The organism is Pedobacter changchengzhani (assembly GCF_004354365.1).
GTDB classification, from domain to species: Bacteria; Bacteroidota; Bacteroidia; order Sphingobacteriales; family Sphingobacteriaceae; genus Pedobacter; species Pedobacter changchengzhani.
Genome location: NZ_SJCY01000008.1, coordinates 105199 through 121031, shown reverse-complemented (window position 1 = coordinate 121031; position 15833 = coordinate 105199). Strand labels below are relative to the sequence as shown.

Genomic DNA, 15833 nt, shown 5'->3' with positions numbered 1-15833 from the left:
ATATCAATCCGAAAAACAATTCATTTCTAAAATTGGTTATATTTTCACTGCTTTTGAAAATAAATACAATGGATGATGAGTTTAAAAAAATACGAATCAAAAAGAGATTTTAATAAAACTAAAGAGCCAAAATCGGGCACGAGTAAAGATAGCGAAAAGCTAATTTTCGTAATTCAAAAGCACGCCGCTTCCCATTTACATTACGATTTCCGTTTAGAAATGGAAGGCGTACTTAAAAGCTGGGCAGTTCCAAAAGGTCCATCAACCGATCCGAAAATAAAGCGATTAGCCATGATGGTGGAAGATCATCCTTATGATTATCGAGAATTTGAAGGCTCAATTCCTAAAGGCGAATATGGTGGCGGAACGGTAATTGTTTGGGATGAAGGCACTTATGAGACGATCGAGCCAATCAAGGGTAAAAAAGCGCAACAAAAATATTTACTAGAAGAACTCAATAAAGGATCGGTAAAAATTAAACTCCACGGCCAAAAGTTACAGGGAGAATATGCGTTGGTTAAAACCCATGGCATGGGCAAAAACGGTTGGTTGTTAATTAAGCATAAAGATGATTTTGCTTCTATAAAAGATATTACCAAACTAGATAAATCTGTACGGTCTGGCAAAACAATCGCAGAAATGGAAAAAATTGCTGATGCAGTTTGGCAGGATGGTATGGAAGAAACAGTTGCGACGAAGAAATCAAGTTCCAAAAATAAAAAGGAAGTAGTAGCGCCTAAACTAAAATCGCCCATCACAAAAGTTGATGTTGATTCTTTACTTAAGCAAGCGAGTAAATCATCCATCCCAAAAAGTATTAAACCCATGCTGGCTACTTTGGTTGATGAACCTTTTGATGATGAAAACTGGCAATACGAGGTAAAATGGGATGGTTACAGAGCAATGGCTTTCGTAAATAAAGGAGAGGTTGAGCTAAACTCAAGAAACAATAAATCTTTTAACGAAAAATTCTATCCTATTTATGAACTTTTGCAAAGCTGTAAGATAAATGCGGTGTTGGATGGAGAAATCCTCGTTCTAAATGATAAAGGAATAAGCAACTTTGGCGCTTTGCAAAATTGGAGGAGCGAGGCCGACGGGGAATTAATTTTTTATGTGTTCGATCTACTTTGGTACGATGGGAAAAATTTAATGGATTTGCCTTTATATCAGCGTCAAGCGATTTTAAAGGAAATTTTGCCTGTAGATGACGATCGCATTAGAATGAGTAAAGTTTTTAATACCAGTGGAATCGATTTTTTTGATGCAGCATCGAGAATGGGATTAGAAGGAATAATGGCCAAAAAAACTGATTCGCTTTACCATCCAGATAAAAGATCTAAAGAATGGCTTAAAATAAAAGTACACAAAAGGCAAGAAGTAGTTATTGCGGGTTTCACTAAAAATGAGGCAACCGCAAAGCAATTTAGTTCGCTTTTGCTTGGTGTGTATGAAAAGGGTAGGTTACAATACGTGGGTAAAGTTGGAACGGGATTTTCAGAGAAAGTGCAAAAAGAAATGATGGATTTATTTAAACCTTTGATTGTTGCCGAAACACCATTTGATTCGCTTCCTGATGTAAACAAACCATCTCGATTTAGGCCTAAGCCGCCGAATGCTAAAGCAACTTGGCTTAAACCCAAGCTCGTTTGCGAAGTTGCATTTACCGAGATTACCGATGATGGCGTTTTCAGACATCCATCTTTCCAAGGAATGAGAGAAGATAAAAATGCTAAAAATGTAGTGAGAGAAGTAGAATTGCCAATAGAAAGCGTTAAAGAAAATGAAGGTAAAGTTGAGAAACATGCTGAAGCCATTAAACCACCTAAAAAGAAAGAACCTAAAACGCTGCTAAACCCGAAGGATGAAACGCAAATCCGCAAAATAAATGGTCGAGAATTAAAGTTTACGAATTTAAGTAAGGTTTATTGGCCAGAAAATAAAGTGACAAAACGTGATATGTTTAATTATTACCATCAAGTTGCAGATTATATTTTGCCCTATTTAAAAGATCGTCCACAATCCCTAAATCGTTTCCCGAGTGGGATAAATGGCAAAAGTTTTTACCAAAAGGATATTAAAGGGAAAGCGCCAGATTGGGTAAAGCGATTTGCTTATCAAACTGGTGATGGTGAAGCTAAAGAATATGCCGTTGGAGATGATGAGGCTACTTTACTATGGATAGCATCGTTAGGCTGTATAGAGATAAATCCTTGGTTTAGCCGGGTTCAAAGTCCCGATAATCCTGATTATTGTGTAATTGACTTAGATCCTGATAAACAAACTTTCGATCAGGTTATTGAAGCTGCTTTAGCAGTTAAGAAAGTTTTGGATGCCATTGATGTTCCTTCATTTCCTAAAACGTCTGGCTCAACAGGAATCCATATTTATATTCCGCTAGGTGCAAAATATACTTACGATCAGAGCCAAATGTTTGCAAAAATTATTGTGACTTTGGTGCAAAAACAAATCCCTGAATTTACCTCTCTTGAAAGGATGATTGCCAACAGAAAAGGCAAAATGTATTTAGATTTTATGCAAAATAGGCCGGGTGCTACCATTGCTGGTCCGTATTCGTTGCGGCCAAAAGTTGGCGCAACGGTTTCTATGCCGTTAAATTGGGATGAAGTTAAGCCCGGTTTAAAGATGCAAGATTTTAATATTTTTAATGCTATTAGCCGTTTAAAAGAAAAAGGCGATTTATTTAAAGGCGTGCTCGGAAAAGGGATCGATTTGAAAAAAGCTATCGAAAAAGCGAAAAGTATTTTCGGTTAATTAACTTATTTTTATCTGTTATTGATAAGTTTCTACGAAAATAACATTGCGCAAATAATAAATGTTAACTTAGGCGTTATTACTTCTTATTAAACTATACTCTTCACTAGCTTTTTTGCTATAAATACAATTATGGATAAAGATAAAATTGCACTACAGGCTAAAATTTACCTGTATCATTTAAATAATTCTACTAAAGAAAACGGAATTAAACCGACTGAAAATTGGATAGTTAGTCAAGTTACGGATGCGGAACGTATAGAAATTGAGCGCAACTTTTATCCAACAGTTTCCACCCAAGTAGTGCCGAAAACCATGTTGGATTTCTCTGATCATGTACTTTTTCTTTTAAGTTCGAGCTACACGAATATTCCTGTAAAGGAGCGTTCTATAGAATATAATAAAGATGCAACTTATGTTATTGCATATTCGGCTGATCGGCCTAGAAGGTAAAAAAGTATAAAATTTTAGAAACAGAATCAGTATTTAATTAGCTGATTTTGTTTTTTTTTGATAAGTAAATGCTGCTCTTCGTTGTTTAATTAAATGCCATCTCTCGTTGTGCCAAAGGAATTTCTTCTTTAACAATTCTTATTTATTAGCTATAATCGATGTCTAACAATTAAATACTATAAGCCTCAATCATCTCTTCTGTAACTTTTGTACCACGGCTGGTATTTAAATCAATCAATACATATTCAAATATACCATCAGAAGCAATTTTATTCGTTTTTTTATTGATGATTTCAAATTGAACAGTAGATCCTTTATCGTGCATGGTTAAAATCCCTGTTCTAATCAACATCAAATCGTTCATTAATAAAGGGCGTTTAAAGTTAATTTCTACGCGACTAACAACCCAACCCAAACCGAGCTTGGTAAAATGTTCCCAAGGCATATTATAAAATTTCTCCATTTGCTCGTAACGGGCAGCCAACACATAGTCTAAATATTTGCTGTTGTGCACGTGGTTAAACATGTCTATATCATCAGGGCGAACACGTAATTCGCTTTCGAAAATGCTGTATTGGTTGGTCATCATAGTTTTGCAAAAGTAGAATTTTTGCACAACAGAATAGAATGCGGCGTTTCTTTATTTTTTATTCGATGTAATTTTTGTATTTTTGATACGTAATGGGCAGTTTAAAATTATATAGTTCGGATATTCCTCGCGACAGCATAGTTGCAGAACGCGAGGCTATTTATTTAAATCGTTCTGCCGAACAAAAATTTTATGCGTTGTTAAATCTTAATCGCATATCTGTGCAAATGAATGGTGGTAATCCCTTAAAAACACCTCAAGGTAAAGGTATAATTATTCGTAAATCGAACATCTAATTTTATGTCTTTTGATAAGGAAAGCCCAGAGATGCTATTGCTTTTGCAAACTTTTCAAAAACATAATGTAGATTACCTAATTGTTGGAGGTTTTGCAGTAAATAGATATGGTTACAATCGCACTACCGGAGATTTGGATATTTATTTGAGAGATACTGTTCAAAATCGTAAAAACTTGATAGAATCTATTGATGAAATGGGTTATGGTAGATATGATATGCTGATTGATGTTCCTATTATTGCTGGTTATTGTGAAATAATGATGGATGATGGAATGTATGCAGATTTAATGACGGATATACCTGGTTTAGATAAGCGAAAATTTGATGAATATTTCCAAATGGCTACTGTTGATAAAATAAATGGTATCAAAGCAAGATTTCTTCATTATAACCATCTTCTTGATAATAAACGTGCAACAAATCGACCTAAAGATCAATTAGATGTTTTAGAGTTGGAGCGGATTAATAATAAGGTTTAATTTTCCCTATTGGCTTAAAGTTCTTAAACCCAACTTAGCGGAAATATTTTTATTGTGCAGGCTTTAAATTATACTGTCATGCTGAGGTAGTAAAAACCCACTCCAATCGTTTAGCGAACGCTCATTTTCTTGGCAATTTAACCGTTTAGCAATTAATCAATTATCCTCTTTCTAAAATCAGAAAAAATACCTTATCTTTGCATCAAATTAATTAATTTTAACTTTAATATTATTCAAGAATGTATTTAAGTACAGAAAAGAAAGCCGAAATTTTTAAAACACACGGCGAAGTAGAAACCAACACGGGTTCTGCAGAAGGTCAAGTAGCGTTATTTACATACCGTATTGCGCATTTGACAGAACACTTAAAGAAAAATCGTAAAGATTTTTCTACGCAGTTGTCACTTCAAAAATTGGTAGGTAAACGCCGCGGTATTTTGGCATACTTATTCAAAAAAGATATTGAGCGCTATCGTGCTATCATCAAAGCTTTATCGCTTCGTGATATCATTAAACAAAAATAAGCGCAATGTTATCAATAAAAGCCATTCTTTACAGAATGGCTTTTTAAATTTGCAAACACAAAATATAAATAAACAACGGTGTGTAGAAAGAGGAAAACACACTATAATTCTAATTAAATGAATGTAATAAAAAAATCGCTTGATTTAGGCGATGGCAGAACAATCGAAATTGAAACTGGTAAATTGGCTAAACAAGCCGATGGTTCGGTTGTAGTTAAAATGGGCGATACGATGTTGTTAGCAACAGTTGTATCTACCGTAGGTGCTAAACCAGGTACCGATTTCTTACCATTATCGGTAGATTATCAAGAAAAATACGCGGCAACAGGCCGTATTCCAGGTGGATTTTTACGTCGTGAGGCTAGATTATCAGATTATGAGGTTTTAATCTCTCGTTTGGTAGATAGAGCTTTGCGCCCAATGTTCCCGTCAGATTATCACTCTGATACACAAGTGATGATTTCATTAATTTCTGCTGATAAAGACATCATGCCTGATTGTTTAGCTGGTTTAGCTGCATCGGCTGCTTTAGCTGTTTCAGATATCCCTTTTAACGGTCCAATTTCTGAAGTACGTGTTGCTAAGGTTGATGGAAAATTGGTAATCAATCCAAAAGCTAGTGAGTTACAGCGTGCAACTTTAGAATTTATGGTTGCTGGTTCGGCACATGATATAGGCATGGTTGAGGGCGAGTGTGATGAAATTCAGGAAGATGAAATGGTTGAGGCATTGAAATTTGCACATGATGCAATTAAAAAACAATGTGCTTTACAAGTTGAGTTAACAATCGCAACTGGTAAAACAGTTAAACGCGAGTACAACCACGAAGATCACGATGCTGATTTAAGAGCACAAGTTTTTGCTGCTACTTACGATAAAGTTTATGCGGTAGCGAAATCTGGTTCTAATAAAGATGAACGTAAAGTTGGTTTTACTGCAATTATTAATGATTTCTTCGCAGCAATGCCAGAAGATACTGCAGATTTAACTAAAGCAATGGCTAAACATTATTACCATGATGTGCAGTACGATGCAATTAGAAATTTGTTGTTAGATGAAGGTATTCGTTTAGATGGACGTAAAACAACTGAAATTCGTCCAATTTGGAGTGAAGTAGGTTATTTACCTGCAGCACACGGTTCGGCCGTATTTACACGTGGCGAAACACAATCGCTTACATCGGTTACTTTAGGTAGCAAAGATGATGAGCAAATGATTGATGGTGCGTTTGTTAACGGTTATAACAAATTCTTATTACACTATAATTTCCCTGGTTTCTCCACTGGAGAGGTTAGGCCAAACAGAGGCGCTGGTCGTAGAGAAATTGGCCACGGTGCTTTAGCGCAACGTTCGTTAAAAAAGGTTTTACCAGAAGGTGAAGCCAATCCATATACAATCCGTATTGTTTCTGATATTTTAGAATCAAATGGTTCATCATCAATGGCAACCGTTTGTGCGGCTACTTTAGCGTTGATGGATGCTGGTATTAAAATTAAATCTCCAGTTTCTGGTATTGCAATGGGTTTAATCAGCGATGAGAAAACTGGCAAATATGCAATCCTTTCTGATATTTTAGGAGATGAAGATCATTTAGGTGATATGGACTTTAAAGTTACAGGTACTGAAAACGGTATTGTTGCTTGCCAAATGGACTTAAAAGTTAACGGTTTATCTTATGAAGTGTTAACTAAAGCTTTGTTACAAGCTAAGGATGGTCGTTTACACATCTTAAATGAGATGAAGAAGACGATTAGTTCTCCTAATGAAGATATGAAACCGCATGCTCCGCGTATTGTTTCTTTAACTATTGAGAAAGAATTTATCGGTGCTATTATCGGCCCAGGTGGTAAAATCATTCAAGAAATGCAACGCGAAACTGGTGCTTCAATCTCAATCGAAGAAGTTGATGGTAAAGGTATTGTAGAAATTTTTGCAGATAATAAAGCTGCAATTGATGCTGCGGTTGGTCGTATCCGTAATATTATAGCTAAGCCAGAAATTGGCGAAATTTACCAAGGTAAAGTAAAATCTATTATGCCGTTTGGTGCATTTGTTGAGGTTATGCCAGGTAAAGATGGTTTATTACACATTTCTGAAATTTCTTGGGAACGTTTAGAAACTATGGATGGTGTGTTGAAAGAAGGTGATAAAATCGAGGTTAAATTATTAGACATCGATAAGCAAGGTAAAATGAAACTTTCTCGTAAAGTTTTATTGCCTAGACCAGAAAAACCAGCTCCACAGGCTTAGACCCCTAAATCCCAGCCTGTCCGGCAGGCAGGCCGTAAAGGGGACTTTTAGCAAAGCTTATTAAACCCTTTCAGTTTTTACTGGAAGGGTTTTTTGTTGGTTGCTATTTTGTTTAATAATCATTTTGTAACTTGCAGTATTACTTCTTACATAATTACATCGTCATTGCGAGGCACGAAGCAATCTATTTTACTACAAAGATTGCTTCGTGCCTCGCAATGACGAAAACTCTATAATAAATGAAACACATAATTGCTCCATCCATACTATCTGCCGATTTCGGCAACTTGCAACGCGATATTGAAATGATTAACCAAAGTGAAGCCGATTGGTTTCATTTCGATGTAATGGACGGTGTTTTCGTCCCAAATATCTCATTTGGTTTCCCGATAATGAAAGCGGTTAAAAAGCACGCAACTAAACCAATTGATGTTCATTTAATGATTGTTGAGCCTGATAAATATATCGAAGAATTTGCTGATGCAGGTGCTGATAGTATAACAGTACATTACGAGGCTTGTACGCACTTACACAGAACTATTCAATTAATAAAAGCATCAGGTTGTAAAGCTGGAGTGGCTTTAAATCCACATACGCCTGTAATTTTATTGCAAGATGTAATAGCAGATTTAGATTTGGTGCTGATTATGTCGGTAAATCCTGGCTTTGGCGGACAAATTTTTATTCAGAACACCTACAAAAAAATTGAAGATTTAAAGCGTTTGATTCAAGGTGTAAATGAAGATTTAATTATCCAGGTAGATGGCGGAATTGGTTTACAAAATATTACTAAATTGGCAAATGCTGGGGTAAATTCGTTTGTTGCAGGTAACGCAGTTTTTTCTGCTGATAATCCAACAGAAACCATAGCAGATATGAAAAGTTTGACGAATTCGAGTTTTAGTATTTAAGTGTTGAATTTTAAAATATCAATATGCTAGTCTCAAATACGCTTTATGAGCTGTCTTGATACTTGATACTAAATACTTGATACTAATATCTTAAAAATAATGCTCCACCTTCGTTTACTTTTTTTTCTTCTGTTTGCGGGTAGCAGTTTTGCTTTAGCGCAACCATTGGTAAGAATATCCGGCGTTGTGTCGAACGAAAATAATCAACCATTACCGCAGGTTACCATTAGTATTATCGGTCAGGCGCAAAAAACCTTGACCGATGAAAAAGGAGCCTATACTATTTATTCGAAAACTAGAAATTGCGATATTAAATTTTTTCTGTTGGGTTATCAAAGTCGAGCCGTTAAGCTAGTTTCTTTTCCTGGTGCGCGGATTAACCAAAATATAGTGTTGACGGTCAATCCAAATGAACTGGAACAAATTAATATCACCGATAAAAAAAATCAGCTCAGTAATGCTACAACCTTAAATATTGCTGACATTTCTTCGATGCCCATGGTTTCTGGCAATTTCGAAACGATGTTAAAAACGTTGCCCGGCGTATCAACAAACAACGAATTAAGTGCACAATACAATGTTAGAGGTGGTAATTTCGACGAAAATTTGGTTTACATCAATGATATAGAGGTTAATCGGCCGATTTTAATTAGAAGCGGACAGCAAGAAGGATTGAGTTTTATTAATAGTGACTTGATGAGTAAAGCAAAATTCTCTGCTGGAGGTTTTGAAGCTAAATACGGCGATAAGCTTTCCTCTGTTTTAGATGTTAGGTACGAAAGGCCTGCGAGCGATGAACTTTCTTTGAGTACTGGCTTATTAAATTCTTCACTAACGCTAAAACAGAATTTTAAAAATAGCTTTTTGCTTACCGGTATTCGGTATAAAAATAATGCTAATGTGCTCATTAAACAAGATGAGAAAGGAAGTTATAGTCCTAATTTTGCCGATGCGCAAGTGATTTATCAATATGATTTCTCATCTAAGTTAAATATAAATGTATTCAGTATTTTTAACTTCGGGCAATTTAAACTGGTTCCAACCAGTAGAGAAACAGAATTTGGTACCATAAATAACACTTTACGGTTGGATGTAGATTATACTGGAAAGGAAGTTGATGATTATCAGTTTTTAGGTACAGCCATTACTGCTACCTACGTACCAGTAGCAAATATGGTAGTTAAGTTTATAAATAGCTATTTCAACACTTTTGAGCGCGAAAACTATGATATTGAAGGGAGTTACCTTTTTGGTAATTTAGACCCAACAATGGGTGTGGGAAGTGGTATGAATTTCTCTAATAAAAGTTTAGGTAATTATTATAGCTATGGATTAAATAATTTAAATACCCAAACCTACTCTTCCGCAGTTAAAGTGGATCAAAACTTCGAAAATCATGTTTTTTCTTGGGGCGTAAAGTTCGACAGGGCGAAATATCAAGATAAAATAAATGAGTACAACTATTCAGACTCTTCGGGAGTTATTGGCCTTAATAGCGGTAAAGACCGAGTTTTATCGAATAATAACATCGATATAAAAAACTACAGTGCGTATATTCAAGATAGTTATTCTTTATCATCCCATACAGAATTGCAATTGGGTGTGCGCACAAATTATAATTCGTTAAGTCATCAATTGCTTGTTAGTCCGAGGTTATTGTTAGCGTATAGGCCAAGTTCAAATAATAAAATTGTCCGCTTTTCTGCAGGCGTGTACCAACAACCGCCATCGTACCGAACAATTAGAGATTTAAATGGTGTATTGAACATTAACCAAAAAGCACAAAGATCTTTTAACAGTTCAATTGGTTACGATTATGCTTTTGATGGTTTGGGAACTCGACTTAAATTTACATCAGAATTGTATTTTAAGTACGCCGATCGCTTAATTCCCTATAAAATTGATAATCTTAAGATAAAATATTTGGCAAATGAAATTTCGAAAGGATTTACTTATGGAGCAGATTTTAGCATAGGCGGAGAATTTGTAAAAGACTTAGTTTCTTATTTTAGGTTATCATTAATGCATGCCAACGAAGATATTGTAAATGATGATTATGTTAAAAACGGTGTGCTAGTTAAACCTGGCTTTTTAAAACGACCATCCGATCAACTGATCAATTTTTCGATGTTTTTTCAAGATCGTTTGTTAAATAGTCCAACTTACAAAGTTCATTTAAATGCCGTTTATGGTTCCAAAATGCCAATCGGACCTACAAATAGTCCGCGATATTTAGATAAATATTATATTCCATCTTACAAACGGGTAGATATTGGTTTTTCGAAAGATTTTTTGGATGATGAAGCGTTGCATAAACCAAAATTTTTAGATAGGAATTTTAGTTCTGTGGTTTTTTTTGTAGAAATCTTTAACCTGTTAAATATCAATAATACAGTTTCTTACTTGTTTCTAAAAGATGTTAATAATATTCAATACGCCATTCCAAATTACTTAACAGGCAGACAGTTAAATTTAAAATTGATTGTAAAATTCAAGATTGGAAAATAACAATTTCTAGCGCGCGATTTATTGAATGATATATTTCTGCAAGTTTGGAGGTTAAAATTCTATCATGTACTCAAATATTGCGAAAATTGCAATAAATATTACTTTTTGATTAAAACTTTTATGAAATATTGATTTTTTATGATAAATATTAGTAGGTACGGCGAATGAAAACTTTTACATTTACAGCATAAATTTTATAAACAAAATGAAACATAATTTTGGCGCAGGGCCTTGTATTTTACCTCAAGAAGTGTTTAAACAAGCCGCACAGGCTGTTCTAGATTTTAACGATGGATTATCAATATTAGAAATTTCGCACAGAACTACGGAGTTTGAAAATGTAGTGGCAGAAGCTGAGAAATTGGTAAAGGAATTGTTAAATGTACCTTCGGGATATTCCGTTTTATTTTTACAGGGTGGAGCTAGTTTACAGTTTGCAATGGTTCCAATGAATTTGTTGGGCGAGGGGCAAACCGCATGTTATTTAGATTCGGGTGTTTGGTCTTCCAAAGCATTAAAGGAAGCAAAAATTATTGGTAATGTTAACGTTATAGCTTCATCCAAAGATGCAAATTATACATTCATACCTAAAGATTTTGAAATTCCGGCTGATAGTGCTTATTTCCATTACACATCAAATAACACGATTTATGGTACGGAAAAGTTCGATTTGCCCGTTACCAAAGTTCCAATCGTTTGCGATATGTCATCGGATATAATGAGCCGTGTAATCGATGTTTCGAAATTTGATTTAATTTATGCAGGTGCACAAAAAAATGTAGGTCCAGCGGGTTTAACAATCGTTATTGTAAAAGATGAAATTTTGGGCAAAATTGATCGCAAAATTCCTTCAATGTTAAATTATCAATCGCATATTGATGGCGGTTCGATGTATAATACGCCTCCTGTTTTCTCAATTTATGTAGCGCTTTTAAATTTACGCTGGTTAAATTCTAAAGGTGGTGTTGCCGAAATTGAAAAAGAAAATAAGCAAAAAGCTGAAGCACTTTACAGGGAGATTGACCGTAATCCATTATTTAAAGGCACATGTGCAATAGAAGATCGCTCTAAAATGAACGTTTGTTTTGTAATGGAAAATGCAGAATTGGAAAAGCCATTTTTAAAATTTGCCGAGGCTGAGGGTATAATTGGTATTAAAGGTCATAGAAGTGTTGGCGGTTTCCGCGCCTCGATGTACAATGCTTTGCCAATTACGAGCGTGCATGCGCTAATTGATGCAATGCAGACTTTTGAAGAGCAACAAGCAAAAACAAAGTAAAAATTATTAAAATTTGGATACTTATCCAATCAATCGTAATAACAAATGTTTAAAATATTAGCAAACGATGGCATCGATCCCATCGGAAAAGAATTATTGGAAAAAGCTGGTTTTCAAGTTGATACAGAGACTGTTCCACAAGATCAATTGGCAGAGGCTTTGAAAAATTACGATGGTATTACCGTTCGTAGTGCAACAAAACTTAGAAAGGATTTAATTGATGCTGTACCCAATATCAAGTTAATTGGTAGGGGCGGAGTAGGAATGGATAATATTGATGTTGATTATGCCAGAAGCAAAGGTATTGCTGTAGTTAATACGCCAGCTGCATCATCATTATCTGTTGCAGAGCTTGTTTTCGCTCATTTATTTACAGGCATTAGATTTTTACAAGATGCCAATCGTAAAATGCCGGTAGAAGGATCAACTCAATTTAATAACCTTAAAAAAGCTTACGCAAAAGGTACCGAATTAAGCGGTAAAACAATTGGTATTATTGGTTTCGGTCGTATTGGTCGCGCTACAGCAAAAGTGGCGCTAGGTTTAGGAATGAATGTTTTGGCTTATGATCTATATCCTACGGAAACTGAAATTACTTTAGATTTTCAAGGTGGAAAATCAGTTAGCATTCCAATTAAAACGGTTTCTTTAGATGAAGTATTTGCCAATAGCGATTTCTTCAGTTTACACACTCCATTTGCAGATAAACCTATTTTAGGTGCAGAAGAGTTTGCTAAAATGAAAAATGGTGTGGGTATTGTGAACTGTTCCCGTGGTGGAACTATTGATGAATCAGCTTTAATAGAAGCCTTAAATTCTGGTAAAGTAGCGTTTGCAGGGTTAGATGTTTTTGATAATGAGCCTACGCCTTTAGCAGCAATTTTAACGCATCCTAAAATCTCGTTAACACCTCATATTGGTGCTGCAACAAATGAAGCACAAGAGCGAATTGGTACTGAATTAGCTACGTTAATTATTGAGCATTTTAATAAATAAAAACAAGCATTCCGTCACTCTGAACTTGTTTCAGAGTCTCATTCACTAAGATGCTGAAATAAATTCAGCATGACTAATATTAAAAAGAGGCCAACTTTTCAGTTGGCCTCTTTTTAATCCAAAGCCTTTGTTAAAACCCAGTAACGATAGCCTAATATCCCTTTTTGCAAAGTTGTAAGCTTATTTGGGTCTATCTTATACAAACTCGGCAAAACGATTTTATTAATTTTTGCTAAAACCCTAAACAGTTCTTTTTTCATAACTCTTTATTTTATTGCTGAATAAATAAAAACCGACACCCGTAACTAAAACTAAAAAGATAATGATGTAAGTATAAATATTTTTCCCTTTTTCGATTTTGCTAGACTCAGCTTTTAGCTTAACATTTCGATCTTGCAACTTTTTTATGCTGCGCATATAATTATCTGTGCGTTCTTCAGACTGATCTGCAACTACAATTTTTTGCTCATTTTGCAAATCTTTATAATCCATTAACACTTTCAGTTCTTTAAAAATGTTGTTATCTGTTAAAACAACCTGACGGAGAATTTCATTAGAATTTTTAATGTCTTTTTTTGTTTGCCAACCAAAAATACCACTTCGCTGATTTAAACTCTCGTCATACTTCCCAAACCTCATACTTCTCTCTTTTAAAAGCTGATTTACTTTTACACGTTGCGCGCTGTAAGAGTTACTATCTTGCTGAGCGAATGCATTGAAACTTGTAAAAAAGATTGTAATTAATAAAACATATTTAGTCATACTGTTATAAACGAAATAGGATGGAAGTTGTTTTTTATTGGTTAATAGCCAAATAGTAAGATATATTTAGCGACTAAACTATTTTGCTTTCAGGTTTAATCTTTTCGCTTTGTACTTTCAGCTTTTCGCTTTTCGCTTTAAGCTTTGTGCTTTAAGCTTTTACGAATGAAACTCCACCCTAATAATATCACCCAAATGTAGGCCAAGTAATCCGCTTGCTTTACCTTTATTAATCGCAATTTCTAAATGGTTGCTAATTCCAAATAAACAGAGTTTTTCACCTTCGGGTACTTCGTTGTAGTGCCAACTTAGCTGGGTAATCGTTTCACTTTTTCTAAAATATAAGGTAAAATCTCTATTGCGCTGTATTTTGGTAAAAAGATCTTTGGTGATGTTTGTAATTACGTTGCAAAAAGTATCTATATAAATTACGCTACCGCGGATGATATCGCGCTCAATAACGGGATGTAAAAGCATTTTCTGTTCAATTTCTACAATTGGCAATCCAATGTCTTTTAATTTGCCACCTTTAGCCAAATGTGTAGCTGCTTTTACAAAAATATCTACCAACGGAAAATGCAGGTATTTAAGATCTTGCATAATATTAAGTTCTACAACTTCTTCAGGTACCTCATCAAAAAGTAACGAAAATATTCCGTTATCTGCCCCAACAAAATAGTGATCTCGATGTTTAATAGCTATATATTTTGTGTTTTCGCTATAAACGGAATCAATGCCAATTAAGTGAACGGTATTTTTAGGGAAATATGGGTAGGCATTTTTTAAAACAAATGCTGCATAAGAAATATCAAATGATGGAACTTCATGCGTAATATCTACCAAATTAACGCCAGGCAAAATAGTTAGCAAACTGCCTTTTAAAGCCGCTTGGTAAAAATCTTTCGAACCTAAATCTGTTGTTAAAGTGATAATCGCCATTAAAATTAAATTATTTATGCTTATTCTTGTGTATAGGCCTCATTGCTTACAAATATTCAAATTTTAATTAATATACACCCCAAAAGTTTAAAAATACTACAATTTGAACGAAATAAAATTAACCCTAGAAACCGTAAATCCTGCTCTGTTTTGGGGTATGGGAAACGAGAATTATGAAATGATCAAAGCTGCTTTCCCGAAGTTGAAACTTGTGGCAAGGGGTAATGAAATAAAGGCACTCGGTGATGAACAGGAACTTAAAGTATTTGAAGATAAGTTTAACCAACTTGTTGCCCACCTAGAAAAATATAGTTCGCTCAGCAATAACGATGTGGAAGCACTTTTAGGCGAAAAAGCAAATCCAGTTGAGAAAAAGGACTTAGAAGTACCAACAGGCGGGGGCGGAGAAGTAATTGTATTTGGCACCAACGGATTATTAGTAAAAGCGAGAACGGCAAATCAGCGTAAAATGGTTACCAGTATTGCTAAAAACGATATTCTGTTTGCAATCGGTCCGGCCGGAACTGGTAAAACCTATACAGCGGTTGCATTGGCCGTTAGAGCCCTAAAAAACAAAGAAATTAAACGCATTATTTTAACGCGACCAGCAGTTGAAGCTGGTGAAAATCTTGGTTTTTTACCGGGCGATTTAAAAGAAAAAATTGATCCTTACTTGCGTCCGCTTTATGACGCACTTGATGATATGATTCCTGCTGAAAAACTGAAATTTTATTTAGAAAATCGTACGATCGAAATTGCACCTTTGGCTTTTATGCGTGGCCGTACGTTAGATAATTGCTTCGTAATTTTAGATGAAGCACAAAATGCGACCGATATGCAGTTGAAAATGTTTTTAACACGTATGGGTCCAACAGCTAAATTTATTGTAACCGGCGACGTTACCCAAATCGATTTACCTAAAAAAACAATGTCGGGTTTGTTTACCGGTTTACGTATTTTAGAAGGTATAAAAGGTATTGATATTGTTTACTTAAGTGGCGAAGATGTGGTGAGGCATAAGTTGGTTAAAGATATTTTAAAAGCCTACGGCGATATTCAGTAAAAGGCTG

15 protein-coding genes are annotated in these 15833 nt (G+C 35.0%); 11 read left to right on the top strand and 4 right to left on the bottom strand.

Going from position 1 to position 15833, the window contains the following annotated elements; genetic code table 11:
• Positions 1 to 75: 75 nt before the first annotated feature.
• Positions 76 to 2775, top strand: coding sequence for a DNA ligase D (ligD, locus tag EZJ43_RS12020; RefSeq protein WP_133263034.1), 2700 nt, complete (start codon positions 76 to 78; stop codon positions 2773 to 2775).
• 132 nt (positions 2776 to 2907) lie between these two features.
• Positions 2908 to 3228 carry a hypothetical protein gene (locus EZJ43_RS12015; protein ID WP_133262966.1) on the top strand — a complete coding sequence of 107 codons (321 nt, stop codon included), beginning with the start codon at positions 2908 to 2910 and terminating at the stop codon, positions 3226 to 3228.
• Between the two features lie 169 nt (positions 3229 to 3397).
• On the opposite strand, the gene EZJ43_RS12010 is transcribed toward EZJ43_RS12015, so the two are convergent.
• The gene (locus EZJ43_RS12010) at positions 3398 to 3817 is read right to left on the bottom strand and encodes an acyl-CoA thioesterase (protein ID WP_133262965.1); all 420 of its coding nucleotides are present in this window, start codon (positions 3815 to 3817) and stop codon (positions 3398 to 3400) included.
• Positions 3818 to 3909: 92 nt separating this feature from the next.
• Between EZJ43_RS12010 and EZJ43_RS12005 the strand changes: the two genes are divergently transcribed.
• The 8 genes from EZJ43_RS12005 (at position 3910) to EZJ43_RS11970 (ending at position 13062) form a co-directional block, all read left to right on the top strand.
• The gene (locus EZJ43_RS12005) at positions 3910 to 4113 is read left to right on the top strand and encodes a hypothetical protein (protein WP_133262964.1); all 204 of its coding nucleotides are present in this window, start codon (positions 3910 to 3912) and stop codon (positions 4111 to 4113) included.
• Positions 4114 to 4117: 4 nt separating this feature from the next.
• Complete coding sequence (locus tag EZJ43_RS12000; RefSeq protein WP_133262963.1) at positions 4118 to 4594, top strand: hypothetical protein; 477 nt, start codon at positions 4118 to 4120, stop codon at positions 4592 to 4594.
• Between the two features lie 239 nt (positions 4595 to 4833).
• Positions 4834 to 5118: a 30S ribosomal protein S15 gene (gene rpsO, locus EZJ43_RS11995; protein ID WP_133262962.1), complete on the top strand. Its 285-nt coding sequence runs from the start codon at positions 4834 to 4836 to the stop codon at positions 5116 to 5118.
• Between the two features lie 117 nt (positions 5119 to 5235).
• Positions 5236 to 7368 (top strand): polyribonucleotide nucleotidyltransferase, encoded by a 2133-nt coding sequence (pnp, locus tag EZJ43_RS11990; protein ID WP_133262961.1) that lies wholly within the window; start codon positions 5236 to 5238, stop codon positions 7366 to 7368.
• 239 nt (positions 7369 to 7607) lie between these two features.
• Entirely contained in the window at positions 7608 to 8279 is a 672-nt protein-coding gene (gene rpe, locus EZJ43_RS11985) for a ribulose-phosphate 3-epimerase (protein WP_133262960.1), read from the top strand.
• A 99-nt stretch (positions 8280 to 8378) separates the two neighbouring features.
• Positions 8379 to 10787, top strand: coding sequence for a TonB-dependent receptor (locus tag EZJ43_RS11980; protein WP_133262959.1), 2409 nt, complete (start codon positions 8379 to 8381; stop codon positions 10785 to 10787).
• A gap of 205 nt (positions 10788 to 10992) precedes the next feature.
• Positions 10993 to 12066: a 3-phosphoserine/phosphohydroxythreonine transaminase gene (serC, locus tag EZJ43_RS11975; protein WP_133262958.1), complete on the top strand. Its 1074-nt coding sequence runs from the start codon at positions 10993 to 10995 to the stop codon at positions 12064 to 12066.
• A 45-nt stretch (positions 12067 to 12111) separates the two neighbouring features.
• Entirely contained in the window at positions 12112 to 13062 is a 951-nt protein-coding gene (locus EZJ43_RS11970) for a D-2-hydroxyacid dehydrogenase (RefSeq protein ID WP_133262957.1), read from the top strand.
• A gap of 113 nt (positions 13063 to 13175) precedes the next feature.
• Here EZJ43_RS11970 and EZJ43_RS17185 read toward each other — a convergent pair whose 3' ends face one another.
• The 3 genes from EZJ43_RS17185 to EZJ43_RS11960 form a co-directional block, all read right to left on the bottom strand.
• Entirely contained in the window at positions 13176 to 13322 is a 147-nt protein-coding gene (locus EZJ43_RS17185; RefSeq protein ID WP_165953157.1) for a hypothetical protein, read from the bottom strand.
• Positions 13303 to 13824, bottom strand: coding sequence for a hypothetical protein (locus EZJ43_RS11965; protein WP_133262956.1), 522 nt, complete (start codon positions 13822 to 13824; stop codon positions 13303 to 13305). The genes EZJ43_RS17185 and EZJ43_RS11965 overlap by 20 nt, the downstream gene beginning before the upstream one ends.
• 159 nt (positions 13825 to 13983) lie before the next feature.
• Positions 13984 to 14763 (bottom strand): SAM hydrolase/SAM-dependent halogenase family protein, encoded by a 780-nt coding sequence (locus EZJ43_RS11960; protein ID WP_133262955.1) that lies wholly within the window; start codon positions 14761 to 14763, stop codon positions 13984 to 13986.
• Between the two features lie 103 nt (positions 14764 to 14866).
• On the opposite strand from EZJ43_RS11960, the gene EZJ43_RS11955 reads away from it, so the two are divergent.
• On the top strand, positions 14867 to 15826 hold the full coding sequence (locus EZJ43_RS11955; RefSeq protein WP_133262954.1) for a PhoH family protein: 960 nt from the start codon (positions 14867 to 14869) through the stop codon (positions 15824 to 15826).
• Positions 15827 to 15833: the final 7 nt, after the last annotated feature.